This is a genomic window from Streptomyces sp. NBC_01497 (genome assembly GCF_036250695.1).
Lineage (GTDB): Bacteria > Actinomycetota > Actinomycetes > Streptomycetales > Streptomycetaceae > Streptomyces.
Genome location: NZ_CP109427.1, coordinates 7438528 through 7464291 on the forward strand (window position 1 = coordinate 7438528; position 25764 = coordinate 7464291).

23 protein-coding genes and 1 pseudogene are annotated in these 25764 nt (G+C 73.4%); 8 read left to right on the forward strand and 16 right to left on the reverse strand.

Translation table 11 applies throughout. The annotated features are described in order from the left end of the window. Nucleotides 1-58 precede the first annotated feature (58 nt). The 6 genes and pseudogenes from OG310_RS31540 to OG310_RS31565 form a co-directional block, all read right to left on the reverse strand. Nucleotides 59-1060, reverse strand: a pseudogene (locus tag OG310_RS31540) (ABC transporter ATP-binding protein); the annotation flags it as partial. Beyond that, on the reverse strand, nt 1044-2018 hold the full coding sequence (locus OG310_RS31545) for an ABC transporter permease (RefSeq protein WP_329459242.1): 975 nt from the start codon (nt 2016-2018) through the stop codon (nt 1044-1046). The pseudogene OG310_RS31540 and the gene OG310_RS31545, both read right to left, overlap by 17 nt. Then, nucleotides 2015-3064: an ABC transporter permease gene (locus OG310_RS31550; RefSeq protein WP_329459243.1), complete on the reverse strand. Its 1050-nt coding sequence runs from the start codon at nt 3062-3064 to the stop codon at nt 2015-2017. Before OG310_RS31550 ends, OG310_RS31545 begins: the two co-directional genes overlap by 4 nt. After that, nucleotides 3061-4635 (reverse strand): ABC transporter substrate-binding protein, encoded by a 1575-nt coding sequence (locus OG310_RS31555; RefSeq protein ID WP_329459244.1) that lies wholly within the window; start codon nt 4633-4635, stop codon nt 3061-3063. Before OG310_RS31555 ends, OG310_RS31550 begins: the two co-directional genes overlap by 4 nt. A gap of 619 nt (nt 4636-5254) precedes the next feature. Continuing rightward, on the reverse strand, nt 5255-6268 hold the full coding sequence (locus OG310_RS31560; RefSeq protein WP_329459245.1) for a DsbA family protein: 1014 nt from the start codon (nt 6266-6268) through the stop codon (nt 5255-5257). Continuing rightward, complete coding sequence (locus tag OG310_RS31565) at nt 6265-6675, reverse strand: RrF2 family transcriptional regulator (RefSeq protein WP_329459246.1); 411 nt, start codon at nt 6673-6675, stop codon at nt 6265-6267. The genes OG310_RS31560 and OG310_RS31565 overlap by 4 nt, the downstream gene beginning before the upstream one ends. Nucleotides 6676-6818: 143 nt before the next feature. Between OG310_RS31565 and OG310_RS31570 the strand changes: the two genes are divergently transcribed. The 4 genes from OG310_RS31570 (at nt 6819) to OG310_RS31580 (ending at nt 9668) form a co-directional block, all read left to right on the forward strand. Next, nucleotides 6819-7370: a cupin domain-containing protein gene (locus OG310_RS31570; RefSeq protein ID WP_329459247.1), complete on the forward strand. Its 552-nt coding sequence runs from the start codon at nt 6819-6821 to the stop codon at nt 7368-7370. Between the two features lie 77 nt (nt 7371-7447). Continuing rightward, nucleotides 7448-7516 carry a putative leader peptide gene (locus OG310_RS38630; protein WP_443078912.1) on the forward strand — a complete coding sequence of 23 codons (69 nt, stop codon included), beginning with the start codon at nt 7448-7450 and terminating at the stop codon, nt 7514-7516. A gap of 203 nt (nt 7517-7719) precedes the next feature. Further along, a complete protein-coding gene (locus OG310_RS31575; RefSeq protein ID WP_329459248.1) occupies nt 7720-8880 on the forward strand; it encodes an LLM class flavin-dependent oxidoreductase in 1161 nt (386 codons plus the stop codon). Between the two features lie 269 nt (nt 8881-9149). Next, entirely contained in the window at nt 9150-9668 is a 519-nt protein-coding gene (locus OG310_RS31580) for a lytic polysaccharide monooxygenase auxiliary activity family 9 protein (RefSeq protein WP_329459249.1), read from the forward strand. Nucleotides 9669-9704: 36 nt separating this feature from the next. On the opposite strand, the gene OG310_RS31585 is transcribed toward OG310_RS31580, so the two are convergent. The 7 genes from OG310_RS31585 to OG310_RS31615 form a co-directional block, all read right to left on the reverse strand. Beyond that, a complete protein-coding gene (locus OG310_RS31585) occupies nt 9705-10463 on the reverse strand; it encodes an urease accessory protein UreD (protein ID WP_329459250.1) in 759 nt (252 codons plus the stop codon). Further along, nucleotides 10460-11155: an urease accessory protein UreG gene (gene ureG / locus OG310_RS31590; protein WP_329459251.1), complete on the reverse strand. Its 696-nt coding sequence runs from the start codon at nt 11153-11155 to the stop codon at nt 10460-10462. The genes OG310_RS31585 and ureG overlap by 4 nt, the downstream gene beginning before the upstream one ends. 202 nt (nt 11156-11357) lie before the next feature. After that, complete coding sequence (locus OG310_RS31595) at nt 11358-12017, reverse strand: urease accessory protein UreF (protein WP_329460481.1); 660 nt, start codon at nt 12015-12017, stop codon at nt 11358-11360. Nucleotides 12018-12238: 221 nt separating this feature from the next. Next, entirely contained in the window at nt 12239-13960 is a 1722-nt protein-coding gene (locus tag OG310_RS31600) for an urease subunit alpha (protein WP_329459252.1), read from the reverse strand. Then, on the reverse strand, nt 13953-14264 hold the full coding sequence (locus OG310_RS31605) for an urease subunit beta (protein WP_329459253.1): 312 nt from the start codon (nt 14262-14264) through the stop codon (nt 13953-13955). The genes OG310_RS31600 and OG310_RS31605 overlap by 8 nt, the downstream gene beginning before the upstream one ends. A 9-nt stretch (nt 14265-14273) precedes the next feature. Beyond that, nucleotides 14274-14576 carry an urease subunit gamma gene (locus tag OG310_RS31610; protein WP_329459254.1) on the reverse strand — a complete coding sequence of 101 codons (303 nt, stop codon included), beginning with the start codon at nt 14574-14576 and terminating at the stop codon, nt 14274-14276. Between the two features lie 109 nt (nt 14577-14685). Continuing rightward, nucleotides 14686-15189, reverse strand: coding sequence for an SRPBCC family protein (locus OG310_RS31615; RefSeq protein WP_329459255.1), 504 nt, complete (start codon nt 15187-15189; stop codon nt 14686-14688). A 224-nt stretch (nt 15190-15413) separates the two neighbouring features. On the opposite strand from OG310_RS31615, the gene OG310_RS31620 reads away from it, so the two are divergent. Both OG310_RS31620 and OG310_RS31625 read left to right on the forward strand, forming a co-directional pair. Next, nucleotides 15414-15893, forward strand: a complete 480-nt coding sequence (locus OG310_RS31620) for an MSMEG_6728 family protein (protein ID WP_329459256.1) — start codon at nt 15414-15416, stop codon at nt 15891-15893. A gap of 382 nt (nt 15894-16275) precedes the next feature. Further along, entirely contained in the window at nt 16276-17292 is a 1017-nt protein-coding gene (locus tag OG310_RS31625; RefSeq protein ID WP_329459257.1) for an aldo/keto reductase, read from the forward strand. Between the two features lie 172 nt (nt 17293-17464). Here OG310_RS31625 and OG310_RS31630 read toward each other — a convergent pair whose 3' ends face one another. Beyond that, nucleotides 17465-18637 carry an ABC transporter permease gene (locus tag OG310_RS31630; RefSeq protein ID WP_329459258.1) on the reverse strand — a complete coding sequence of 391 codons (1173 nt, stop codon included), beginning with the start codon at nt 18635-18637 and terminating at the stop codon, nt 17465-17467. A gap of 181 nt (nt 18638-18818) precedes the next feature. After that, entirely contained in the window at nt 18819-21557 is a 2739-nt protein-coding gene (locus tag OG310_RS31635) for a glycoside hydrolase family 2 protein (RefSeq protein ID WP_329459259.1), read from the reverse strand. Nucleotides 21558-22399: 842 nt separating this feature from the next. On the opposite strand from OG310_RS31635, the gene OG310_RS31640 reads away from it, so the two are divergent. Both OG310_RS31640 and OG310_RS31645 read left to right on the forward strand, forming a co-directional pair. After that, nucleotides 22400-23014: a TetR/AcrR family transcriptional regulator gene (locus tag OG310_RS31640; RefSeq protein WP_329459260.1), complete on the forward strand. Its 615-nt coding sequence runs from the start codon at nt 22400-22402 to the stop codon at nt 23012-23014. Between the two features lie 78 nt (nt 23015-23092). Then, on the forward strand, nt 23093-23632 hold the full coding sequence (locus OG310_RS31645; protein WP_329459261.1) for a GNAT family N-acetyltransferase: 540 nt from the start codon (nt 23093-23095) through the stop codon (nt 23630-23632). A gap of 268 nt (nt 23633-23900) precedes the next feature. On the opposite strand, the gene OG310_RS31650 is transcribed toward OG310_RS31645, so the two are convergent. Then, nucleotides 23901-25604, reverse strand: coding sequence for a discoidin domain-containing protein (locus tag OG310_RS31650; RefSeq protein WP_329459262.1), 1704 nt, complete (start codon nt 25602-25604; stop codon nt 23901-23903). Between the last annotated feature and the right edge of the window lie 160 nt (nt 25605-25764).

The window sequence follows — 25764 nt, forward strand, 5'->3', positions numbered from 1 at the left end:
CCGACGTGGTGGCGCCCGTCGCCTGCCCGGTCTGCGGCGGGGCCGCGCGGTCGGGGTTTACGGGGTGCAGGCAGCGGGCCGTACGCCCGTCCTCGAAGGTGCGCGTGGCGACGGGCCCCGCCGTGCACTCGGACGTGACGTGGGCGCACCGTTCCGCGAACCGGCAGCCCGGCAGGTCGGCACCGGCCTCGGGCGGCCTGCCCGGGATGACGGCAAGGTCGCGCCGGTCCGCCGGATCGACGGACGCGACCCGCAGCAGGGCCTCGGTGTACGGGTGCGCCGGTGCGGCGAGCACCCGCGTCGTGGGGCCCTCCTCGACGATCTCGCCCGCGTACATGACGAGGACACGGTCGCAGTTCTCCGCGACCACTGCCAGGTCGTGGGTGACCAGCAGCAGGGCGAGCCCGCTGTCCTCGCGCAGCCGCCTCAGCAGCTCCAGGATCTCCGCCTGGACGACGACGTCGAGCGCGGTGGTCGCTTCGTCCGCGACGAGCAGCCGGGGCTCGCAGGAGACGGCGGTCGCGATGAGGACTCGCTGGAGCATGCCCCCGGACAGCTCGTGCGGGTAGCGCCGGTACACCTCGTCGGGCTCGTGCAGCCCTACGGCGGCCAGGAGTTCGACCGCCCTGGCCCGTGCCCAGGAACGCGAGAGGCCGCGCCCCACCCGGAGCTGCTCGGCGAGTTGCCGCCCCACGGTGAGGGAGGGGTTGAGGTAGGAGGCCGGGTCCTGGAACACCGCGCCGATCACCCGGCCCCGCACCCTGTTCCACTGCGCGCGGGTGTACGCGGTGAGGTCGGCGCCGGTCGCGGGCAGGCCGATGCGCCCGCCCGTGACCGCGCAGCCCGGTGGCAGCACACCGAGCACCGAGCGGCAGGTGAGGCTCTTGCCGCTGCCGGACTCGCCGACCAGACCGACCGATTCCCCGTCGGCCACGGTGAACGAGACGTCGCGCACGGCGCGAGCGCCCGAAGGGACACTCACGTCGAGCCCGTCGACGGACAACACCGTTTCCACCGGCCGCCGGGGTCGCACCGGCCGCTCATCAGCCCGTACTGACATGGCTGTCCGCGTCCTGTTCACGGGCCGGGGACACCGGCTCGTCGTCGGCTGCCGGGGTGGGGAGCACCACCGGACGTGGGGGAGCGGGCGCCGCCACCGCCGTGCGCCGCGCGGAGCGCCGCCGGCTTGTGCCGGCCCGCCCGCCGGGCGCGGAGGCGTCCCGGATCGCGTCCGCGAGCAGGTTGAGGGCCCCGACCGTGATCATGATCGCCACGCCGGGCACCAGCGGTGCCCACGGCTGCTGCGACAGGTAGCCGAGATCGGAGGCGAGCATGCCGCCCCAGGTGGGCGCCGGGGGCTGCACCCCGAGGCCGAGGAACGTCAGCGACGCGACGACCAGCAGCGCCTGCCCCATGGCCTGGGCCGTCGTCACCGCGATCGTCGGGAGGATCTTGCCCCACACGTGGGTCCGCAGGATCCAGCCCCGCGACGCGCCCATCAGCTCGGCGGCCTCCACGTACTGTGCCTGCCGCAGGCCGAGCGCGGCGGCCCGGGTGACGCGGAAGTACAGCGGGGCGAACAGGAGACCGAGGGCGAGCATCGCCTGGTGCACACCGTTGCCCAGCACCCCCACCACGGCGATGGCGAACACCGTGAACGGCATGATCATCAGGGTGTCGGCGGTGCGCTGCGACACCCACGCGAAACTCCTGCCGAACCACACGGACGCGAGACCTGGCAGCACACCGAGCACCAGCGCGGATCCGACGGCCTCCAGCGCGCCGACAATCGACGGGCCCGTGCCCGCGAGCACCCTGCTCAGCACGTCGCGGCCCAAGTAGTCGGTGCCCAGCAGGTGGTGGCCGCCGGGGCCCTGGAGCAGGTCCTCGGGCCGCTGTCCCAGCGGATCGTGCGGGGCCAGTGCCCCGCCCGCGACGGCCACGACGGCGATCAGCAGGAGCACACCGAGCGCCACTCGGGCGGACGGCCGGGTGAGTGTGCGGCGCAGTGTCCTCATGACGCGTCCCGCCGTTCCGGGCGCCGGCCCTGCCTGCTGCCGCCGCGTGCCGCCGGGTTGAGGGCGGCGAGCGCCGCGTCGACCGCGAGGTTCGCGATCAGCACGACAGCGACCGTGACCAGGAGTGTGCCCTGGATGACCGGAATGTCGTGCTGCTGGGCCGCCTGGAGGGAGAGCTGGGCGAGTCCCGGCAGGTTGAAGATCTTCTCGGTGACGACGGCGCCGCCGAGGATCACCGGGACGCTCATCCCGAGGACGGTCAGCGCCGGTCCGGCCGCGTTGCGCAGCACGTGTCCGAACAGCACGCGGCGTGCGGTGAATCCGCGCATCTCCGCCCCCGTGACGTAGTTCTCGCGCAGCGCCCCGACGAGCGAGGTGCGCAACTGCCGGGCGATGGAGGCCGCCGCGTCGAGGCTGAGCGCGAAGGCGGGCAGCAGCGCGTACCGCAGCCATTCGCCGGCGCTCTGGTCGAGCGGCACGTACCCGCCGGTCGGCAGGGCACGGAACTGCACGGCGAACACCACGATCAGCACGATGCCGATGAGGAACGGCGGCAGGGTCGACAGCACGGAACACACCACCGTGACCGCCCGGTCGACGCGCCCGCCGCTGTGCAGCGCGGCCGTGATGCCCGCGCCGCCGCCGAGTACCACGGCGAACAGCAGCGCGAGCCCCGCGATCGAGAGGTCGACCGGCAGCGCCAGTCGCACACTGTCGGCGACCGGCACACTGGTGAACCAGGACGTGCCGAGGTTCCCCGTCAGCGCGTGCCCGAGCCAGTCGAGGAACTGACGGGGCAGCGGCTGGTCCAGGCCGAACTGGTGCTCCATCCTGGCGATGTCGGCCGGGGTCGCCGTGTCGCCGAGGACCGCGGCGGCCGGGTTCGCGCCGGACAGCGCGCCCAGGGCGAACGTGAGGACACTGGCCAGGACGAAGACCGTGCAGGTCGTGACCAGCACCCGGCCGGCGGAGCGCGGGGCACGGGCGAACCGGCCGCGCCATGCCGGGGCCCGGGGCGCCGGGGGCGCGAGCGGCTGAGCACTCATGCGACGGTCACCCCCTCGAACCGCTGCACGACGGGGAACGGTGGAATGGGGGAGACCTGCGCGGTGCGGGCGAGGATGCGCGGCACGGTGTAGAGGAAGACGTTCGGCATGGTGCGGACGGCGATGCCGGTGGCCTTGCGCAGTGCGGAGGGGTAGCCGGGTGAGTCGAGGGGTGTCCGGCTGACGGCGGCGATCGCCGCGTCCAGTTCACCCGGGCTGCGGCGGGCCGGGTTCATCAGCCCCTGCCTCCCGAAGAGGACCTGGAACGCCTGGGTCGCGGACTCCCGTCCCGCGAACTGGTCCACGTAGAGGGACTTGCTGCGCTGCACGTAGACGAGTTCGGTGGCGCGGGCCGTCGGGACCGTCTCGATGGACGCCTTGATGCCGACCTTCGCGAGCTGTGCCTGGATGACCTCGGGCACGCCCTCCGCGTTCTGTGCGGACAGGGTCAGGGCGATCTCCCGGCCCGCCCCGGCGGACTCCACCAACTGCCGTGCCTTTGCCGGGTCGTAGGGGAACAGCCGCTCCAGGGCCGGATCGTGCCCGACATAGCCGGCGGGGAAGGGCTGCCGGGTGGTGCGTCCGTGACCGAAGGCCGCTGTCTTCAGCAACTCATTCCGGTCCAGGGCGTACTTCAGTGCCTGCGCCACCTGGGGATGGGTGAAGGGCGACCTGTCGAGGTTCACGTCGAGGACCGCGACCACCATGGAGTCGATGACCTGCACCTTGAGCCCGGCCGCCGTCGCCGCCTCGACCTGGCTGCCCGGGATCTGCGCGAGGTTGTACTGGCCCGAGGTCAACGCGGCCACCACGGTGGAGGGTTCGGGGAGCGGATACACCTCGACGTCGCGGATCCTGATGCTGCGGGCATCCCAGTAGCGGGGGTTGCGGCGCAGCACCGCCTTCGAGTTCTGGACGTACGACCGCAGGGTGTACGGCCCCGCCCCGTCGGGCCGGGTGGCGAGCGACCCCGCGTCCTCGCCGAACGCGTGCGGGTTCACGACCATGCCGGTCTTGCCCGCGAGCAGGGCCGGTATCTGGTAGTCGGGCGCGGCCAGTTCCAGGCGCACCGTGCGCGAATCCAGCGCGATGACGTCCTTCACACCCACGAGCTGGGAGGCGATCAGCGACTTCTCGTCGTCGCGGCCCCGTTCGAGGCTCTTCTTCACGGCATCGGCGTCCAGTACACCTCCGTCGCCGAAGCGGAGCCCGGGCCGCAGGGTGAACGTCACGGCGGTGCCGTCCTCGTCGTACCGCCAGGACGACGCGAGCGCGGGCACGGGGGCGCCGTGCTGGTCGAGCTTGGTCAGGGCGGCGTACACGAGCGACAGCGCGTGGACGTCCCAGCCCGCGGACGAGGTCACCGGGTCCCATGAACTGGGCAGCGCCCAGCCCCATTTGAGGGTGGAGGCGGCGTTTCCCAGCGCGGTCGTCGCCTGCCCGCCGCACGCCGTCAGGGCGAGCCCCGCGCCGGCGCCGAGGGAGAGGCCGAGGAAGGACCGGCGGCGGAGGGCGGCCGGGCGTGGCCCCGCGCGGCCCGTGAGCGTGGGTGGGACGGGGAGTGTGGACATGGATGCGCCACCTTTCTCGGCCTTGCCTGAGAGGGGGAGGTACGCGGCCGCGGGGCCCGGCCCGATGGCGCAGTGACGGGAGGGCCGGGGCAAGGACGCGGTGGTACGGGGAGGGGAGCCACCCGCCACGACGTCGGGGCAGGGGTGGCGCGGTGACCGGCGGTGCGAAGGCGCCGGCGTTCGCAACGGCACGGGTCAGGGGTGTGCCGGACGGCGAGACGCCGGACGACGGGCGATGAGAAGCCCGGACGGACGGCGAAGCGCCCTGCCCGGTGGGCGTGGGGGAGCCGGTGACGCCGCTGAGGGCCGGGTGTTCAGGAGTGTGCGGGCGGCGGAGCGCTGAAGGGGCCGGCGGCCGGCCCGTCCGGGTGGCCGACGGGAACGGACCTACCCGAAGGGCGGGTTCCCGGGGCCCCGTCGCACGGCGGCGGCACGGGGCGCCACCGGCCGAGAGGGGCCGGCGGACGCGGTCGCGTCAGCGACAGAGGGCGCTGGAGGTGCGCAGGAAGTCCACGTAGCGGCAGACCACACCGGGGTGCATCGCATGCATGGCAGTCATCCTCGCCCCACCCCGGGGAGCTGTCAATGGACACCTGTAGGTGTCTCATTCACCGAGACCTCATCGACCTGCGCTTCTTGCCGCGGTTTCGGCGGGATGCAGCCACAGCGGGCCGCCCGCTGTGCGGATGCGCACGGCGTCGCGCGGCGGCGCCTGCTCCCGTGTGAGCAGCGCGAGTTCGGGCCCCGAGAGGCTGCGCCAGCGCTCCAGGGCGGCGCTCGCGGACGGCCTCGCGGCACGCTGTGCCGACGAGCCCGCCGCGCGTCCCGCCGCCGCGAGGAACGCGTCGAAGCTCTGCCAGCCCGGCGCGCACACCCGCCCGCCCGGCCCCTCGAACAGCAGCGTCGGCAGCGCGTAACGACGCCCGCGTGCCAGCTCCTTGGCGCCGCCCGGATGCGGACCGTCGCCGTCCAGGCCGACCACCTCGGCGATCGGCCTGCGCGCCTGCGCGCGGTCCGCGGCCACCGCCGCCCGGGTCGCGGCGGACGCCGCCTCGTCCATCAACCGCCCCACGTCCAGCCCCGGTACGCCGGTCACGGCCCAGCGGATGCCGTCCGCCGTGTCGGCCGGGGTGCCATGCACGAACGTCGACTCGCGCAGCCGCCGCAGCACCCGCTCGCCGACCTCGCGGCCCTGCGTCTCGGCTGCCTTCGCCGCCGCCGAGGCGGGCCAGCTGCTGCGCGTGAGCCAGCGCAGCGCCTCGGGGTACGGCGCCCCGGTGTGCGCGGCGACCTCACGGATGAAGCCGTCGTACCAGCGGGCCTCGGCCGACGGGTCGGGCGCCTCGTCGTCGTCCTCGTCGAAGAGGATCCCGAAGACGCGGCGCCAGCGCCAGAGTGGTCCGAGCGTGTGCCCCAGCAGCCGCAGCGCGGGCTCCGACCCCCACGCCCAGGGGCACGCCGGGTCGGTGAACTCGGTGACGGTGAGCGCGAGTTCGGCTCCTGTCGCCGGTTGCCGCACCGGCGCGGGGTCCGCGAAGGGCCGCGGGTCGGGCCGTCGTGGCTCCGTCGCCCGGGCGGCGAGTGGGCTCGTCCTGCCCGGCGTACGTGCGGCCGCGGCGCCGGGAGCCGTCATGCCCGCACCGCGGAGAGCGTGAGGTCGGCGATCGTGGTCGACGCCAGTACGCCGAGCGCCGCGTCCGCCGCCGCGCGCCACACGTCGGGCAGCGCGCCGGCCGCTCCGGGGTAGGAGAGCCCGGCGAGCGGGGCGCCCCGAAGGGTGAAGAACTCCCCGTCCACGGCCGTCATCACGTCCGCGACGGAGATCGCCGCCGCGTCCCTGCCGAGCCAGTACCCGCCCTCGCAGCCGCGCTGGCTGCGCACCAGCCCCGCCTGCCGCAGGTCGCGGAAGACCGACTTGAGGAACCGGAACGGAATGCCCTGCGCCGACGCCACGCTCTCGCAGTTGAGCGGTCGCGCGGCGTCGGCCGCCAGCTCGACGAGCGCCCGCACGGCGTAGTCGGTCCTGGCCGAAATCTGCATGGGAGGGCCTCTCCTCGGGGTCGCCCGGGGCCCGGGCCGACCGTCCCGGCGTGAATGGACACATCTTGACATCCATTCGCCCCGCTCTCTACGGTCGCACCGGGCCCGCAGCCCGCCGCACCCCGCCGAGCAGGGATGAACCCATGGCTTCGCAGACCTCTTCGTCCGACGCAGCAGCCGGGCCCGGGGCCCGCCCAGGACGCGACGCGTTCCACCCGGACCTCCCGGGACCGGACCACGCCACCGCGCCGCTGCGCACCCGCCTGCACCACGTACGTGCCGACGCGCTCGACGCCGACACCGCGCAGAGCGGTGGCATGCGGCGCTTCGCCGCGATCAGCGGACGCACCGTCGGCTCCGAACGCATCTGGATGGGCCAGACGCACGTCGCACCCGGCACCGCCTCCTCCGACCACCACCACGGCGCGTCCGAGACCGCCATCCATGTTGTCTCGGGCCACCCCGAGTTCGTCTTCCTGGACGGCACGGGCCCGGAGCCCGAGGAGATCAGGATCCGCACCTCGCCCGGCGACTACGTCTTCGTGCCCCCGTACGTGCCGCACCGCGAGGAGAACCCCAGCCGTGACGAGGAGGCCGTGGTGGTGATCGCCCGCAGTACCCAGGAGGCCGTCGTGGTGAACCTGCCCGGGCTCCACGTGCTGCGTGAGCGGACGGAAGAGGAGCGGGACGCGTGAGTCAACAGGCTTGGCAAAGTGCTCCGTTGGCCCCCGGCGGCCCGGTCGCCTGCGTCCCTGCCCTGCCACGTTCCGCGATGCTCACCCGGCGCGGCCACATCGACCTGCTGCGTGTCGCGTCCGCCGCGTGTCGTCCCGCGCGCTGACGCCGAAGCACCACCGCGCACCCCAGCCCCCCGCGCCCGGGCACCCCGACTCCCGGCCCGCCTCCCGGGCGGCCCGCCGTGCGGCCCCGCGGTGTGTTCGCGGGCGCGGCCGCCGGACCTGCCGGGGCCGGTCCGCGCCCTGACACACCGCCCCGCGCCGCTCGTCGGCCTGCTCTCCCGTCGTACCGACGAAAGGCACTGCGATGAGCCTGCACCTGCACTGGTTCCTGCCCACCGGCGGTGACGGCCGCACCCTCGTGGACCGGCACGCGTACGCCGGAGCCGCGGGGCCGGGCGGCCCCGTCCCGGTCCCGGGCATCCGGCCGCCCGACATCGAATATCTGGCGCAGATCGCCAAGGCCGCCGAACGCCTGGGCTTCGAGGGCGTCCTCACCCCGACCGGCACCTGGTGCGAGGACGCGTGGCTCACCACGATCGCGCTGTCCCAGCAGACCGAACGGCTCAAGTTCCTGGTGGCGTTCCGGCCCGGTGTGATCTCGCCGGTGCTCGCCGCGCAGATGGCGGCGACGTATCAGCGCGTCACCCGCGGCAGGCTCCTGCTAAACGTCGTCACCGGCGGTGACAGCACCGAGCAGCGCCGGTTCGGGGACCACGCGGACCACGACAGCCGCTACGCCCGCACCGACGAGTTCCTCACGGTGGTACGCGGAGTGTGGTCCGGCGCGCCCTTCGACTTCGACGGCGAGCACTACCAGGTGGCGGGCGGTCTCACCGCGCAGCCGCCCGACCCGCTTCCCGAGGTCTTCTTCGGCGGCTCGTCCAAGGCGGCGGGTCCGGTCGCCGCGCGTCACGCCGATGTGTACCTGACCTGGGGCGAACCACCCGGGCAGGTGGCCCGGAAGATCGAGTGGATCCGGGAGCTTGCCGCGCGGCAGGGACGTACGGTCCGGTTCGGCGTCAGGCTGCACACCATCACGCGCGATCGTGCGGCGGACGCGTGGGCGGCGGCCGGCCGGCTGCTCGACGACCTCGACCGGGACACCGTCGCCGCGGCCCAGGAGGCCCTGGGGCGCAGCGAGTCGGTGGGCCAGCGGCGGATGCTCGCCCTGCACGGCGGTTCCAAGGACAGCCTGGAGATCTCGCCGAACCTGTGGGCGGGAGTGGGACTCGTCAGGGGAGGCGCCGGCACCGCGCTGGTCGGCGCCCACGCGGAGGTGGCCGACCGGATCGAGGAGTACCACCGGCTCGGTATCGAGCACTTCATCTTCTCCGGCTATCCGCACCTGGAGGAGGCGTACTGGTTCGGCGAGGGAGTGATCCCGGAACTCGCCGCCAGGGGCCTGCTGCCGGACGGCGGGACCGCGCCGGTGGCGGCTCCGATCCTGCTCGCGCGGGGCCGCTGAGCGAGGTTCGGCGGGGCCGGCGGGCCCCCGCCGGCCCCGCCCGGCTACCTTTGCTCCTATTGACGCGAGCACGTCATTCTGTAGGGTCGGGGCCAGGGCGGTGCCGCTGTTCCCCGCACCCCGGCAGGGGAGCGAAAGGGCGGCTCCGCACCGCCGCCCTTCGCACAGCCAAGTCCCCACACTCGACCAGAGGCGCGCACCGCCGTCCGCGCGGCGACTCCCCACGGTCCGCGAGCAACCGGGGTGCGTGCCAGGTGAAGGAGTTCGCGATGCGTGGAAGCAGGAAGCTCAAGGTCGCCCTCGTGGCCGCGGTGATCTCACCGGTGGTCGCCGTGGCGCTCCCGGCGAGTCAGGCCGCCGCGCACGGCTACGTCTCCACCCCGCCCAGCAGGCAGGCGCAGTGCGCCGCCGGAACCGTCAGCTGCGGCGACATCAGATACGAGCCGCAGAGCGTGGAGGGCCCCAAGGGGCTCAAGAGCTGCAGCGGCGGCAACGCCAGGTTCGCCGAGCTCGACGACGACGCCAAAGGCTGGCAGGTCACACCGGTGGGCACCAGCACCACCTTCAGCTGGACACTGACGGCACGTCACGCGACCAGCACCTGGCAGTACTTCGTCGGCGACCGAAAGATCGCCGAGTTCAACGACGACGGCCGGATCCCCGGTGCGACCGTGACCCATCAGGTCGACTTCGGTGACCTGCGCGGCAAGCAGAAGGTACTGGCGGTCTGGAACATCGCCGACACCGCCAACGCCTTCTACACCTGCGTCGACGTGAACATCGGCTGACCGGCGGGGCCGGCCCGGTCCGCCGGGCCCGGCCCGTCAGGCACCGGGACGTACGTCCCGCAGCGCGGCGAACGCCGCGTCCAGGGTTTTGCGCAACCGCAGGCCGTCGGCCGCCACCGCGGTGGCCAGGGCGGCGGGACCGGCCAGCGGCGTGAGCACCGCACTCTCGCCGAGGGACCGGCTGGGTACCGGTGCGTTCTCGAAGTCCGGTTCCACGCAGAGGAGTTGGCCCAGGGCACGGTGACCGCCGAGCACCGCGCCGCCGTCCCATCCCGGCGGCGCGCCGGGGCCGGACGCCGTCTCCTGGTCCAGCAGCGGCATGCCCCCGTACCGGACGCTCAGGCGGCTCGTGACCGTGCCGGACGCTTCGCCGTGCCGGCCGAGCACCAGCTCCTCCCGCGCCACCAGCCGTGCACCCTGGGCCAGTTCGGCCCGCGTCCGCAGGAACAGCAGGGAACCGGCCACACTCACCAGGGGCCCTGGCAGCCACCGCAGCGTGGCCCCCGCCGCCACGACGATCCGCACGTCGTAGTGGGCGGCCCCGCCTTCGCGGCCCGGCAGCGCGATGGTCGCGGCGGCGGCGTCCACGGTGAGCTCCGCGCCGGGCCGTACGTCGATCTCGACGGCCAGCCGGTCCCCGCCGAGCGGTGCGCTCATCGCGCCGACCAGGGTGACCCGCAGGCCGCCGTCCACCGCCCGCGTCCGGCGCGGCGCCAGCGGCCCCTCGCCGCTGAGCACGGTGAGCCCGTCCCGGGTGGCGACGATGCGCGCCGTGGCGCGGACGCCCCCGCTCATGCCGTCCAGGCCGCAAGCCGCTCGCGCACCCAAGCGGCCACCGGTGCGATCCCGTCCGGCGCCTTCAGCGAGGTCAGCAGGACCGGCAGCGCGCCGCGTCGCTCGCCCGCGTCGCGCGCCATCCGGCCGAGATCGGACCCCACGTACGGGGCGAGGTCCGTCTTGTTGATGACCAGCAGATCGGACCGGGTGATGCCGGGCCCGCCCTTGCGCGGGATGTCGTCGCCGGCCGCCACGTCGATGACGAAGATCTGCGCGTCGACCAGACCGCGGGAGAACGTGGCGGTGAGATTGTCCCCGCCCGACTCCACCATGATCAGATCCAGCGGGCCGACCGTGGCCTCCAGATCCTCCACGGCCTCCAGATTGGCGGAGATGTCGTCGCGGATCGCGGTGTGCGGACACGCGCCGGTCTCCACCGCCTGAATGCGCTCCGGCGGCAGGACCGCCTCACGCAGCAGGAATTCGGCGTCCTCGCGTGTGTAGATGTCGTTGGTGACGACCGCCAGCGAGAGGGTGTCGCGCAGTGCGCGGCACAGCGCGGCCACCGTCGCCGTCTTCCCGGAACCGACCGGCCCGCCGAGGCCGATCCGCAGTGCCCGCCGGCCACCGTCGGGGCCTCGTGCGTCGGCACTGAGCGCACGGGGCCCCGCGTCCGTCAGCAGGGCGGATTCCGCATGGTCGAGGTGCATGGCATGACTCCTGTCGGGGTGGGCGGATCGAGGGCTGGCGGGGGAGGCAACGGGGGCGGGCGGATACGGATGGCGGCCGCGGCCGATGCGGCGACCGCGCGGACCGTCGTACGGCCGGACCGGACCGGACCGGGACCGCACTGGACCGGACCGAGCCGGCCGATCCGTGGTGCCGCCGCCGCGTACGGACCGGCCGCCCGGCTCAGGACGAGAACAGCCGGACCGGCCACGCCGCGTGCGCCTCCGCGCCGATGTCCAGCAGGGGTGCCGACGCGGCGGGCAGTGCGTCCGGGCCCTCGCGCGCCGCCCGTACGGCCCGCTCCGCGACCTCGTCCAGCACCGGCGCGAGCCGGGCCAGTACCGCCGTCGCCTCGAAGGGGTCGAGGCCGAGCAGGCGCACGGCGGCCGTGGCGGGTCCGCCGACCGCTTCGTACACCGCGCAGTGCGCGGCGTCCACGGCGCCGAGCCCGGCGGCCCGTGCCGTCACCCCGAGCACGACCGGCTGGTGCGCTCCGCGGGGCCGGGCCGCTGCGAGCGCGTCGAGTTCGTCTCCCGGCCAGGCGGCCCGCGCGGCCCGCATCAACTGCCTGCCCAGCCGTCGCGCGGTGGCCCGCAGTGCGGGGGACGGCGTACGGGCGTCCGCCAGTGCGTCGAGCGCCAGCGGCTCGTGTCCGTACGCGCACCCGTACGCGGCGGCTGCCGCGAGGCCGGCTGCGGTGAGGCCGGCCGTGTGCAGTCGGCCGCGGCAGAACGACTCCAGCGTCCGCGCGTCGTGCACGCGTCCGGCCGCGACGGCGGCCTCCATGCCGCCGGAGTGGGCGTGGGAGCCGGCCGGGAAGCGGCCGTCCGCGAGGACGAGCAGGGCGGCACGGCCCGTCCGGTACCGCCCGTCGCCCGGCCCGTCGTGGAGAGCACCGTCGCGTCCGTCGCCGGGCAGGTTCTCGAAAGCGCGGTCCCCCCTGTCGCCGGACCTGTCGTCCACCGGGCCGTCACATCCCGCGCCGAACGCGCCGCCGGCGCAGGCGCCGGCGCCTGCGTGCGGGGCTTCGCCCGGCCCCTGGCCGACCACTGCCGCTGCCATTCTCAGAAGAGGAAGTACCGCTGTGCGAGCGGCAGTTCGGTGGCAGGCTCGGGCTCGACCGGCTCGCCGTCGATACTGACGGTGAAGGTGTCCGCGTCGACCTCCACGCGGGGCAGCGCGTCGTTCTCCCGCATGTCGGCCTTGGTGACCTCGCGGGTGCCGCGGATCGCCGCGAACCGCTTGTCCAGGCCGAGCCGTTCCGCCAGTCCGGCCTCGATCGCGGCCTCGGACACGAAGGTCACGGAGCCCGCGGCGGCGGCCCGGCCCAGCGCGCCGAACATGGGCCGGGGCAGGACCGGGCCCGGCGTCGGGATCGACGCGTTGGCGTCGCCCATCTGCGCGTACGCGATCTGCCCGCCCTTGATGACCAGTTGCGGCTTGACCCCGAAGAACGCGGGCTCCCACAGCACCAGGTCGGCGAGTTTGCCGGGCTCCACCGAACCGATCTCGTGGTCCATGCCCTGCGCCACCGCGGGATTGATGGTGTATTTGGCGACATAGCGACGGGCCCGGTGGTTGTCCGCGCGGCCGTCGCCCGGCAGTGCGCCCCTGCGCCGCTTCATCACGTGCGCGGTCTGCCACGTCCGCATGATCACTTCGCCGATGCGTCCCATGGCCTGCGAGTCGGAGGAGATGATCGAGATCGCCCCGAGGTCGTGCAGGATGTCCTCCGCCGCGATGGTGGTGGGCCGGATCCGCGACTCCGCGAAGGCCAGGTCCTCCGGCACCGCCGGGTTGAGGTGGTGGCACACCATCAGCATGTCGAGGTGCTCCTCGACGGTGTTGACGGTGTGCGGCCGGGTCGGATTGGTGGAACTGGGCAGGACGTACGGCTCGGACACCACCGTGATGATGTCGGGGGCGTGGCCGCCGCCCGCTCCCTCGGTGTGGTATGCGTGGATGGTCCGCCCGGCGATCGCCGCCAGGGTGTCGCCGACGAAGCCCGCCTCGTTGAGTGTGTCGGTGTGGATGGCCAGCTGGACCCCGCTCTCCTCGCACACCCCGAGTGCGGTGTCGATGGCCGCCGGCGTCGCGCCCCAGTCCTCATGGATCTTGAATCCGGCCGCGCCGCCGCGCAGCTGGGCGTACAGGGCCGCACGCGATGTGGTGTTGCCCTTGCCCAGCAGGCCGATATTGACGGGGGAGGCGTCCAGCGCCTGGAACATCCGTGCCAGATGCCAGGAACCCGGTGTGACCGTGGTCGCCTTCGACCCCTCGGCCGGCCCCGTGCCACCGCCGACGAGCGTGGTGACCCCGGTGGCCAGGGCCTGGTCGATCAGGGTCGGGGAGATGAAGTGGACGTGCGCGTCGATCGCGCCCGCGGTCACGATCTTCCCGTTGCCCGCGATGATCTCCGTCTCCGGGCCGATGACCAGCCCCGGATGCACCCCGTCCATGGTGTCGGGGTTGCCGGCCTTGCCGATCGCGCGGATCCGGCCGTCAGTGATGCCGATGTCGGCCTTGACGATCCCCCAGTGGTCGATGATCACCGCGCCCGTGATGACGGTGTCCGGCGCGCCCTCGGCCCGTGTCGTCCGCGACTGCCCCATGGACTCGCGGATGACCTTCCCGCCGCCGAACACGGCCTCGTCGCCCGCCCGTCCGGGGCCGCCTGAGCGGTCCTCCTCGATCTCCACCAGCAGATCCGTGTCGGCGAGGCGTATCCGGTCGCCCGTGGTCGGTCCGAACAGGTCGGCGTACGCGGGCCGTGACAGTTCAGCCATCGAGAGGGCCTCCCGTCTCGCCGCGCAGCCCCGGCACGATCCGGCGCCCCGCCAGCGGTACCAGCGTGACCTCGACCGGGATGCCCGGCTCGAAACGCACGGCGGTGCCCGCGGCGATGCCGAGGCGTCTGCCGCGCGCCGCCGCCCGGTCGAAGTCGAGTCCGGGGTTGGCTTCGGCGAAGTGGTAGTGCGAACCGACCTGCACCGGGCGGTCGGCGGTGTTGAGGACCGTCAGGACGGTCGTCCGCGCCCCCTCGTTGAGGACGACGGGCCCCTCGCCGTAGAGGATCTCACCGGGAATCAAGGCGCCCCCTCAGACGATCGGCTCGTGGACGGTGACGAGCTTGGTGCCGTCCGGGAAGGTCGCCTCCACCTGCACGTCGGGGATCATTTCGGCGATGCCGTCCATCACGTCGGCCCGGGTGAGGACCGTGCGGCCCGAGGCCATCAGCTCCGCGACCGTACGGCCGTCCCGCGCCCCCTCCAGGATGTGCGCCGTGATCAGCGCGACCGCCTCGGGGTGGTTCAGCCGCAGCCCGCGCTCCCGGCGGCGTGCCGCAACATCGGCGGCGACATGGATGAGCAGGCGCTCCTGCTCGTGCGGGGTCAGTTGCACGGTGCACCTCACGTTGGTGGACCTCGCACGCTAGATCCGGCGTGTTACACCCGCGTTAACCAGCGTCCCCTGGCGGGGCCTTGACGCCTGAGCCGTGCGGCGGCCCCGGTCAGGCCGGGTGTTCCACGGTCCGCGCGAGGATGCCGAGCGTCGCGCGCAGCGCCGCTTCGGGGATCACCGGGAAGACCCCCTTCTCCCGGTACACCGGGTCGATGCCGCTCCAGTCGTAGTACGAGGCGACGCGGGTGCCGCCGCCGTCCGGCAGGGCGTCGAGCCGGTAGCCGTACAGGTGTCGCAGCGGCGGCTGGATGGTCCCCGAGATGGTCCACTCGACGTGCCGGTCCTGCTCGAACGCCGTGATGATCACCGTGACGTCGTACCGGCCCATCGGGCGGTCGCCCAGCGCCTGCCGGTCCATGTGCACGACGAACGCGTCGCCCACCGCCCGCACCGGCTCCCCGTCGGCGGACTGAAGCATTCCGGAACTGTCGATCGTCACATGGCCCCGCGGATCGCACAGGAGCGCGAACACCCGCTCGGGGGGCACCGCGACATCCCGCCGCACCTCGAACCGCTCTGCTGTTCCTGCCGTCCCGGCCGTCTCAGTCACCATCTTCGCACTCTCGCACACCGGCGGGCCGCCGGGGACAGGGCCCGGGAGCGGGCGTCGGCCTGCGGTCGTTCCCCGGCCGCCCGCGCGGCCCGTCGCACCCGTCACGGGGTGCCGCCCGCCGCCCGCGCCCCCGCCACGGGGTGCCGCCAGGGGGTGCCGCCCGTCCGCGGCTCCCCGCCACCGCCCCGATTGCCGTCACCGCGCGGCCCCTCAGGATGGGGCACATGCAGACCTTCCTGCCGTGCCCGGGCTTCGCGGCCAGCGCGGGCGTCCTCGACCCGCGCCGCCTCGGCAAGCAGCGGGTGGAGGCGCTGCAGGTGCTCAGAGGGCTGACCGTGCCCGGCCACGGGTGGCGACACCATCCGGCGGTGCGCATGTGGACCGGGTACGAGGAAGCCCTCGTCCGCTACGGCCTTGAGGTGTGCCGTGTCTGGAGCGAGGCCGGGCGGGCCGACACCTGCGCGGCCAAGCTCGTGGCCGGGTTCGCCACGCACCGTCCGGGTGCTCCGGTACGGGAGGCCCGGGTGCTCGCGGAGGCCGGCGAGGTCCCGCCGTGGCTCGGGGAGGAGGAGTTCCACCGCAGCCACCGCTCCGCGCTCGTCACCAAGGACCCGGAGTACTACCGGCCGCTTTTCCCGGACGTCCCGGCCGGGCTGCCGTACGTGTGGCCCCGCTCCGACCGCGATCCGCGCCCGGGAGCCTGAGCACGCGCCAGGAGAGATCACCCGGTCGGAGCAGTTGGGGCCGGCGAATCGGGGGCAGACGGAGTCACGCACGGCTCGGCAGTGACGACCGGCTCGGGGCGAGCATGCCGTGTGGCGGAGGCGGGTGCGGGCACCGGATACTGGAGCCGGTGTCCGCGTCCGCCCTTCGTCACCGGGAGGATCGGCGGTGACGGCGGTTCCCCGCGATGCCCGGGACTCTCCGGCGCGGGTCGCCGTGCAGCGGTCACCGCATGCCGGGGCGGGTGCGGGCGGGAGCGTTCCCCACGCCGGCGCCATCGAAGTCGCGGCCGCGTTCACGCCCACGGGGTGGGGGCGGTAGACATGACGGGACAGCACACAGCGCCTCCAGGGAGTCCTCGCGATGACCACCTCCTTCCCCGTCCGCACTCTGGGCGCCTCCGGCCCCACCGTGTCCGCCCTCGGGCTCGGCTGCATGGGCATGTCCGCCTTGTACGGCGATGCGGACCGCGCCGAGTCGGTCGCGACCATTCACGCGGCGCTCGACGCGGGCATCACCCTCCTCGACAGCGGTGACTTCTACGGCATGGGGCACAACGAGCTCCTCATCAACGAGGCGCTGCGGACCGCGTCGCCCGGCGCGCGCGAACGGGCCCTGACGAGCGTCAAGTTCGGCGGGCTCCGGGACCCCGACGGCGGCTGGTCGGGTTACGACGGGCGGCCCGCCGCGGTGAAGAACTTCGCCGCGTACTCGCTCACCCGCCTCGGTGTCGACCACATCGACATCTACCGGATGGCGCGGCTCGACCCGGCCGTGCCCGTCGAGGAGACGGTCGGCGCGATCTCGGAGCTGGTGCAGGCCGGACACGTGCGCCATGTGGGGCTGTCCGAGGTGGGCGCCGACACCATCCGCCGGGCCGCCGCCGTGGCGCCGATCAGCGATCTCCAGATCGAGTACTCGCTCATCTCGCGCGGCATCGAGGAGCGCATCCTGCCCACGCTGCGCGAACTCGGTATTGGCGTCACGGCGTACGGCGTCCTCTCACGCGGTCTGATCAGCGGGCACTTCAGCAGGGAACGGGAACTCGCGGCGAACGACTTCCGTGCTCACAGCCCCCGCTTCCAGGGCGACAACCTCGGCCACAACCTGGACCTCGTGGAGAGGCTGCGGCAGGTCGCGCGGGACAAGGGCGTGAGCGTCGCGCAGATCGCCATCGCGTGGGTGCTCTCCCGCGGAGACGAGATCGTGCCGCTGGTCGGCGCGCGCCGGCGCGACCGGCTCGACGAGGCGCTCGGCGCCGCGGAGGTCACCCTCGACGGCGACGACCTGGCCGCGATCGAACGGGCCGTGCCCGTGGGGGCCGCGGCGGGCGAACGGTACGCCGCCGCCCAGTTGGCCACCCTGGACAGCGAGAACTGACCGACCGCCCGCCGCACCCGCCGGCACGTACCGACGGATGCGCGGCGGACGGCCGGTGGCCGGGTTGCGGTGGGTGCCGTGCTCGCCTGATCGGCTCGGCACTCCGCGTGCCCCGGCCCTCCGGGGGCCGCACCTCGGCCCCCGGCAGGACCGGGGCCGGGGGTGGCCGGGCTCAGGATGCCGCGGTGCCGCCGTCCGCCGCGTGCGCCGCGGTGGTGGCGGGCGCGCGGTCGCGCCCGCCCGGGTGCCGGTGGCGCCACACCCAGAAGATCGCCGTGGACGGCGCCGCCCACAGCAGCAGTACCAGGTACGGGAAGGCGTGCTGCGCGTCGCCGAAGTACACCGCCGTGTGCTGGGCGTTCACCGACGCGCCCGGCGGCAGCCACTGCCCGATGCGGCCGAGCACCGACGGCAGCAGCGGCCACGACACCGCGCCCCCGGACGACGGGTTGCCGAGCAGTACCAGCAGTCCCCAGGTGGGCAGCAGCGCCCACCGTCCGAACAGGGTGTTGAACGCGGTGAAGACCATGCCCGAGGTGAACATCGTGCAGGCGAGGATCAGCCACGACTGCGCGAACGGCAGGTTCAGCGCGCCGAGCCACCAGTCCACCACCGCGGCGATGGTGAACCCGCCCAGCAGCGAGTTCGCGACGATCGCCAGCACGCGTTCGAACGGCACGAGCCGGCGCGCGTTCACGCTCAGCTGGATGGCGCCGACGAACCCGAGGATGGTGGCCGCCAGCGTGATGTAGAAGATCGCCAGGCCGCGCGGGTCCCCCTTCTGCAGCGGCTTGAGGTCCCCCAGCGTGAGCGGCACCGACGCGGCCCTGGCCGCCTTGGGCGCGGCCGTCGCCAGCACCTGGGCCACCGACTGGCCCGCCGCGCTCGCCACGTCCATCCGTACGGCCGTGCGGGCACCCGACGTGCGGAAGGTGATGACCGCGAAGACCCGCTGCTCCTCGACCGCGTGCCGGGCAGCCGCCGGGGACGGGTACGCGTGCAGGCCGATGGAGGTGTTGAGCCCCTTCTCCAGCCCGTCCGTGAAGGCCTTCGCGCGGGGCGCGGAACCGTCGCCCACGACGGCCGCGGGGATGTGCCGGGGCGTCGGGTTCGCCATGTTGTACGTGTACGAGCCCGCGAAGAGGCCCGCGCCCGCCGAGGCGATGAGCACGATGACGACGGCGGGCAGGAACGGCGATCGCGTGAACTCCCGCCACCGGTCCCGGACACCCCGGGGCCGTCCGTGCCCGCCGTGCCGGTGGGCGCCGCCGTCCGCGGGCGGGGCGGGCACGGGCTCCCCCGGGTCCGGGACGTGCCGGCTGTCGTCGTCGTGGTCAGGGGCCATGAGACCCACCGTATGCACCATCTGATGGCGTATACGGTAAATGCCGCCCGCGCCCGGGACGTGGTGCGCGGTCCGGCCGGGCCGCCCGCACCGGGCGCGTGCAGGGGCACTCCCGTCGGGGGAGTGCCCCTGCACGCCGGTCGCCGGCCACGCGCACCGGTCGTCCAGCGACGTCGTCCGCTCAGCGCAGGACGGTCGGCCCCCCGGAGTTGAAGCCGGTGAGCTGTACGGCCGGTGCGGAGCCGTGCAGGCCGGCCCCGTCGTACGACGCCGTCAGGGTGACCCGCTGGCCGGGGAAGAGGGTCACGTCGTTGTCGCTCCACGACACCGGCGCGATGTGCGTGCCGCTCGGGCCGCGCACCACGGTCGTGTGCAGGTCGACGGCGGGCACCTTTCCTGTGTTGCGCAGGGTGACGGCCGTACGCGTACGGCCGCCGTGCCCGGTGGTCTCCACCGTCGCGTGGATGTCCGCGCCGGCGAGCGACTGCAGCCCTGTCAGGTCGGCGTAGCCGCTCTGCGGGGTGTAGTACCAGGTCGTCCTTGCGTGGTTCAGGACGTCCGGTTTCGTGGAGTTCCAGTAGACGTTGCGGCTGACCTGCCGGCCGTGCGCGTCGGTCAGTGTCAGCTCCACGAAATAGGCCGTCGACAGCCCGGCCGGCGGCTTCAGCGTGAGCGCGGTGGCGGTGTGTCCGCCACCGACCGGCGCCAGATCCGCCCGCTGGTCCAGCCGTACCGACCCGTCGAGGTCACGCACCAGGACCCGCGCGGTGAGCGCCCCGGTCGGGTCCGGTGTGTGGTTGACGACCTGCACCGCGCCCGTGTCGTAGGCGAACTGGACGTGCACCGGCTCGTCCGCCTTCTTCGCGCCGAAGTAGGCGGCGTCCTGGTCCAGGTTGCTGTCGAACAAGTGCCAGTGCAGGCTCGGCCAGGCGTTGTTGAGCATCCAGTAGATGACCCCGGTCGCCGGCTGGGCCGCGTCCTGGTTCGCGCCGAACGCCTCGAACTGGGCGCGCGTCGTCTCGTAGTTGGACAGCTGCGCCTTGCGCACGTAGTCGCTCAGGCCCGTCGGCGGGCCGTAGCGCTCCGACAGCGCGTTGTCGAAGATCGACAGGTCCGAGAACTGCGAGCCGTTGCCGCCCGCGTGGTACTGGTCGGTCTTCGGCTCCTGCCACAGCTGACGCTGTTCCTGCGGCGTCATGAACTGGTCGAGGTTGTCCTGGTTCGGGATCGACTCGCCCGCGCTGACCTCGGAGTCGAAGCCGATCGCGCCCCCCTCGTCGTCCCGTTTCGAGTACCAGTAGTCGGGCGGGACGTACGCGTACGGGCCGTTCATCTTCATGCCCGAGTCGCCGGTGGGCTGCGTCGACTGGTCCGAGGCCGCGGAGATGAGCGGCACTGACCAGCCGGCCGTTCGAAAGGCGTCGGCGTAGGCGGTGGCGATGTCGGACGGCGGCGCGTTGTCGCTGCCGATGAGGAAGGCGACGACGGACGGATGGTTGTGCAGGAGTACGGCCTCGTCGGCCGCCGAGCGTGTGGCTACCGTGTGGTCCGCCGCGTCCCACGGCTCACCGCCGGTGCCGGCCCAGGCCTCCCACTTGTCACAGCATTCCCACCCCGCCAGCACCATGATGCCCGCGCGGTCCGCCAGGTCGTAGAACTCCGGGTTCTCCAGTTTCCCTTCGAGCCGGACCGTGTTGAGGCCGAGGTCGCTCACGTAGCCGAGCTGCGCGCCCGTGCGCCGCGGATCGTCCCGCAGGAACATGTCGGGCGCCCAGCCGCCGCCACGCAGTTGCACCGTACGGCCGTTGACGACGAACTGCTGCCCGCCACCCGGAGCCACCGAGCTGGTGACCGTCCGGATACCGAACGAGGCCGACGCCCGGTCGCTCACACGGCCGCCCTGCGTCGCCGTCAGACGCAGGCCGTAGAGCGGATGCGCGCCCTGACCCACGGGCCACCACACGGCGGGGTGGCGCACCGTCGAGGTGAAGGTGACCGTACGGGTCTGGCCCGCGGCCAGGCCGACCGTGCGGCGCAGGACGATGGGCGTGCCGTGGCCGCCGATCGTGCCGCCGACGGTGACGGTGGCCGGCCGGTCGGAGGCGTTGTGCGCGTCGACGGACACGGTGAGGGACGCCCGGTCGAGCGAGGGCAGATCGAGCGACGGTGTGACGTGGGCGTCGCTCAGGGAGACGCCGCCGGTGCGGAGGATCTCCACGTCCCGCCAGATCCCCATGTTGTTGTCCGGCGGGTCCTGATTCCAGTCGACCCAGCCGAGCGTGAGGTCCTTGTCGGGATCGGCGGGCGGGACGCTGAACGCGAGGGCGTTGGTGCCGGGGTGGACGACGTCCGTGATGTCGACGTCATGGACGGTGTAGCCGCCCCGCACCGTGTCGCGCGAGGCGACCTTCTTCCCGTTCACCCACACGTCGGCGCCGGGAATGATGCCGTCGGCGCGCAGCACCGTACGGCCCCCCGACGTGCCGCCCCGCACGGTGAAGGTGGACCGGTACCACCAGTCGACCTGGAACATCGCCGGGTCGACCTGGCTGAGGTTCTTCGAGTAGAAGATGTCCGGATACAGGCCGTCGGCGAGCATCGCGGCCATCACCGTGGAACGCGCGGGTGCGACGTACCAGCCGTGGGTGCCGTAGCCGGTACGGGACACGGTGCCGCCCGCATCGTGGGTGACGGCGCTCGACTGGACCTGCCAGGAGCGGATGGGGGTGGCCGAGCCCTGGCCGCCGACGGTGGTGTCGGCGAAGCGAGGGGTGCTGACGGGCGGGGGCGGGAGCGGTGCGGGGGCGGCGGACGCGTCGGCGCGCGCGTTCGCTCCCGCGCCGAGCGGCACGAGTGCCGCGAGCAGGACGCCGGACAGGGCCGCTGCCCAGTGCCGGTGACGTCGGGTCAGTAGGTGCACGAAGGGCCTCCGGACGGATGCGGTACGGAGCGATGGCAGGCCCATGATTCAGGAAAGATGCCTAACTAAGTCAACCCCGCGGGCGATTCTCGCCGCGGGCACCCGGCTGGCTCCCAGCTCACGCAGAACATTCTCGTTAAGTGGCCTAACTTGTCCAACTGGAGCGGACCGGCTCCGGACCGGGGGACGACGCGGCACGCCCGGTGGGGGCCGGCGCGGATCCGCGCGCGGACGACGCCATCGGGGCCGTGCGGCACGCCGGTGCGCCCACGGGGCTCCAGCGCTGCTCCGGCGGTGGTACGGACGAGGGTGCGACGGCCCGCCGGGACGCGCCTGCCGCACCGTAGCCGCGGGCCGCGGTGGATCCCGGACGGCCTCGGTCCCGCTCTCTCAGCGGCGCGGCCGGGCCGGAGGACGGGTCGCGAGCCGCGCCGTCGGCGCGGTCCGGTCCGGTCCGGTCCGTGGAGCGCACGGACGGGGCGGGCCCTGCGCGTGCACCCGGCGGGGCGGAGCGACCGCGCGGCGGGAGCGGGGAGTTCACTCGCGGGGAGCTGGGTGTTCACCGCACTCGGCCCGGGTGTCCACCGCCGCGACACACGCAGCCCGACGTGCTGCCGCCGTACGCCGGAGCCTGGGTGAGCGGCCCGTGGCTCACCGGTGCCGAACGGGCCGGCGCACCGGCAGCCGGGGGAGCCGCATCCATCCGCCCGATCCAGCAAGTCCCCGCGTGCGCACGGCAGGGCGGGGCGACGGGAGGCCGAGCCCCTGACGGTCCGACCCGGCCTGTCCCACCCGCTGGAGAGCCCGTTCGTGCCCGCGTGCCCCGGCGCTACGATGCGGACATGTCTCGACTTCAGTCACGCGATGAAGCCCGGGTCGTCGACCACGCCATGGAGCTGTTCTGGACCAAGGGGTACGAGAGGACCTCCCTGGGCGAGCTCACCGAGGAACTCGGCATCCCACGCGAGCGTCTGTACCAGGCGTTCGGCGACAAGCACGGCCTCTTCCTGCGCGCGCTCGAACGCTACCGCGACGCGCAGGCGCGCTCCCTCGCGCCCGCGCTGCTCTCGGAGGGGCTGGTACTGCCACGCATCCGCGCCATCATGCTGGGCTACCTCCAGCTCGCCGCCGAGGAGGCGGAGCCGCGGGGCTGCCTGATCGCCAACACCGCGGGCGAGGCGCTGCCCGGGGACCCGGCGGTCGCGGACTGCCTCGCCGAGGTGCTGGCGGTGGTGGAGGACGGCTTCCGCCAGGGCCTCGAACATGCCGTGCGGCAGGGTGAGTTGCCGGAGGGGGTCGACCTCGCGGCGAACGCCGCGATGCTCACCATGCTCCTTCAGGGCCTGCAGGTACTGGTGAAACTCGAACCGGACCCGTTGCGCCTCACCCCCGCCGTGGACGCCGCGCTCGCCGGCCTCAACGCGCTCAGCCGCAGGGCCGCACTGCGGTCCGTCTAGGTGCTGTCCGGGTTTCGGAGCCGGGTGGGGTCAGGCGTTCTCCTTCGGTGTCCTCGGCCACGCTGGTAGCGTGCGTGAATGGATGATCTCAGGCCCGTCGCCTGGCCGCCTGAGCCGATCAGGACCGAGCGGCTCGTGCTCCGTGAGTCCGAGGCCCGGGACCGAGCGGCGTTCATCGAACTGCTCGCCTCGCCGCAGGTGCACGCCTACCTCGGTGGCCCCCGGCCGCGTGACGAGATCGAGCGCGCGATGCCCGCGGTGCCCGAGCGGTGGCCCGGGAGCTTCGTCGTTGATCTCGACGGGTCGATGATCGGCCAGATCCTGCTCAGGAGAGCGACGGGGCACCGGCGCCCGGCTGCCGCGGGGAAGCCCGATCTCGGCTACCTGTTCCTGCCGCGGGCCTGGGGATTCGGGTACGCCGCCGAGGCCTGCGCGGCGGCACTCGGCTGGCTCGCCGGCGCGCTGCCCGGCGAGCCGGTGGTGATCACCACCCAGACCGCCAACGTCGGCTCGACGCGCCTCGCCGCGAAGCTGGGCTTCACCGAGGTGGAGCGCTTCGAGGCATGGGGCGCCGAGCAGTGGCTCGGCATGCGGTCCCCGCGCACGCCGTCGAGTTGATGTCCCGGCGGACCGCCGAGCAGCACCCGCCCTCCCCGCGCGAGCGGTCCGCCCACCGTGCCGTGCCCCGCGCATGCCGGGCCTCACCAGCGGTGCCCGGGACCCGGTGGTGTGCGCGTCGGGTCGCACGCCGGTCTCGGCGGGGAGGGGAGGACATGGGGAGGATGACGGCGACGGGTGCACACCACGCCCCTGCTCGCCACTTCCCGCGGGGGCGGCCGGAGTTCGGCGGCCCCCGCTGCCCGCGGCTGCTCCCTGCGGCGCCCGCTCAGGACGCGAAGACGCTCACCCCCGACAGCTGGCCCGCCGGCCAGCCGGTGTTCGCCGTGAACTGGAGGCGGACGTAGCGCGCCGTGGCCGCCGAGGTGAGGGAGACCGTGACGGAGTTGCCGGTCGCCGGGTCGAAGGTACGGCCGCCGGCGGCCGCGAGAGTGCTGAACGTGTGGCCGTCCGAGGAGCCGAGCACGGCGATGGTCTGCGTGCGGGTCGCCCACGCCGTGTCGGGCGGCAGGCTCAGCACCAGCCGCTTGACCGGCTGCGCCGTCCCGAGGTCGACCTGCCACCACTGCGGGAAGGCGTTGTTGGCGCTCTCCCAGTACGTCGAGGCGTTGCCGTCCACGGCGTTGGACGGGGCGTAGACCTGGGTGGTGCTGCTGGCGTCGGTCGCGCGGCCGCGTGCGAGGTCACCGGTGGGCTGCGTGGGTCCCGTAGCGCCGACGACGGGCTGGGTGGGCCGGGTCGGGGTGAGGGCGATCTGCTTCTTCAGCATCCGGCCGCCGTCCGCGGTGAGCCGCAGGTAGTAGTCGGCGGAGCAGGCGGTGCCGTCCTCGTCGAGCGGCAGGAAGCCGGAGCCGGCCGGGACGTCGGCCGTGGTCTCGGCCGTCTTGGCGATCTGGTTGCCCTCGTTGAACTCGTCGAACATGGAGATGTAGAAGCCCTGCACACCGATCTTGGTCAGGTTGTAGAACTGCCGCCACATCAGGTCGCCATGGGCCCGGTCGCCCGTCTGGAGGTTGCCGGGGATCACACACGGCTGGTAGTCGATGCCGTGTGCCTGGCAGTCCGCGAGGTCGCCGGTGTTGAGGTTGGCCAGGAAGTTGTCGGCGTCGGCGACGGTACTGATCCGCCCGACCATCCAGGGCGAGATCATGTGGAAGGCGTGGTAGACGTCGAGGAATCCGGGCCGTGAGTCGTCGGTGCCGGCCCGCCAATGGGTCGGCACCCCGCCGATCACGTAACAGCCCTGGCTCTTGAACCAGTTGACGACGTCGAGGCAGGCCGGTGCCGCGAAGTCCCGGTGGTCGTCGCTGAAGCCGAAGCCCCAGACGCACACGACCGGCTTGCCGTTCTGCGTCGCGTACGCGGCCGAGGCGGTGTGCGCCTTCATCTTGTTCGTCCAGTCGGTCTTGATCTCCGACTGCATGTTCGTCCACTGCGTGACGTCGTACATCACGTAGAACTTCACGCCGTGTGCCTCGGCTGCGGTGCGCACCTTCTGGGCCATGCCGTCGCGGGTGGGCCCCTCGCCGCCGACCGGGTCGAAGCGCTGGAGCGCCGCGGTGTCGCAGCCGTTCTCGGCCATCCAGCGGAAGTGGGTGTCGACACTCTGGTCGTCCCAGGACGAGAAGAGGGTGGCGGGCTGCCCGTTGCCGAGGTTCGCGTACGCCGTGCGGTAGGTGTGCTGGTACTCGCGCATGTCCGGCCAGGAGGTCAGCGTGGTGTTGCTGGGGGACGGCGGCTGGCCGCCGTTCGCGCTCCAGTGCCACCAGCTGTTGATGGGGGCGCCGTCGCCCGGGCAGGCGAACCAGCCCTGGTAGCCCACGGTGATCTTGCCGACCACGTCCCCGGGCCCGGAAGCGGCAGGCGTTGCGGTGGCCGCGGCGGCGGGGGCCGCGCCCGCGGCGGCGAGGCCGCCCGCGGCGGCGGTGGACGCCAGCGCGGAGAGGAGGACGGTTCGTCTGGAGATGCTCACGGGATCCCTCGCATTCGGCTTCGGAGCTGAGGTACCTCTGGCGGCGGTCCGCGTCCCGACGGGCCGTCGGCCGATAATCTATGGACATGACAAAGCATGGACAAGGCAGTTGACCGCAAATACTTGACCGGTTATCACAAGTCGCCGGTGAAGAGTCTGG

Excerpts from the sequence above, each read along its gene's own strand:
- ureG (WP_329459251.1), bottom strand. The coding sequence starts at position 11,155 with ATGCACCTCGACCATGCGGAATCCGCCCTGCTGACGGACGCGGGGCCC.
- OG310_RS31640 (WP_329459260.1), top strand. The coding sequence starts at position 22,400 with ATGTCTCGACTTCAGTCACGCGATGAAGCCCGGGTCGTCGACCACGCC.
- OG310_RS31545 (WP_329459242.1), bottom strand. The coding sequence starts at position 2,018 with ATGAGGACACTGCGCCGCACACTCACCCGGCCGTCCGCCCGAGTGGCG.
- OG310_RS31575 (WP_329459248.1), top strand. The coding sequence starts at position 7,720 with ATGAGCCTGCACCTGCACTGGTTCCTGCCCACCGGCGGTGACGGCCGC.
- OG310_RS31620 (WP_329459256.1), top strand. The coding sequence starts at position 15,414 with ATGCAGACCTTCCTGCCGTGCCCGGGCTTCGCGGCCAGCGCGGGCGTC.
- OG310_RS31580 (WP_329459249.1), top strand. The coding sequence starts at position 9,150 with ATGCGTGGAAGCAGGAAGCTCAAGGTCGCCCTCGTGGCCGCGGTGATC.
- OG310_RS31550 (WP_329459243.1), bottom strand. The coding sequence starts at position 3,064 with ATGAGTGCTCAGCCGCTCGCGCCCCCGGCGCCCCGGGCCCCGGCATGG.
- OG310_RS31560 (WP_329459245.1), bottom strand. The coding sequence starts at position 6,268 with ATGACGGCTCCCGGCGCCGCGGCCGCACGTACGCCGGGCAGGACGAGC.
- OG310_RS31645 (WP_329459261.1), top strand. The coding sequence starts at position 23,093 with ATGGATGATCTCAGGCCCGTCGCCTGGCCGCCTGAGCCGATCAGGACC.
- OG310_RS31565 (WP_329459246.1), bottom strand. The coding sequence starts at position 6,675 with ATGCAGATTTCGGCCAGGACCGACTACGCCGTGCGGGCGCTCGTCGAG.
- OG310_RS31600 (WP_329459252.1), bottom strand. The coding sequence starts at position 13,960 with ATGGCTGAACTGTCACGGCCCGCGTACGCCGACCTGTTCGGACCGACC.
- OG310_RS31570 (WP_329459247.1), top strand. The coding sequence starts at position 6,819 with ATGGCTTCGCAGACCTCTTCGTCCGACGCAGCAGCCGGGCCCGGGGCC.
- OG310_RS31630 (WP_329459258.1), bottom strand. The coding sequence starts at position 18,637 with ATGGCCCCTGACCACGACGACGACAGCCGGCACGTCCCGGACCCGGGG.
- OG310_RS31555 (WP_329459244.1), bottom strand. The coding sequence starts at position 4,635 with ATGTCCACACTCCCCGTCCCACCCACGCTCACGGGCCGCGCGGGGCCA.
- OG310_RS31615 (WP_329459255.1), bottom strand. The coding sequence starts at position 15,189 with ATGGTGACTGAGACGGCCGGGACGGCAGGAACAGCAGAGCGGTTCGAG.
- OG310_RS31585 (WP_329459250.1), bottom strand. The coding sequence starts at position 10,463 with ATGAGCGGGGGCGTCCGCGCCACGGCGCGCATCGTCGCCACCCGGGAC.
- OG310_RS31625 (WP_329459257.1), top strand. The coding sequence starts at position 16,276 with ATGACCACCTCCTTCCCCGTCCGCACTCTGGGCGCCTCCGGCCCCACC.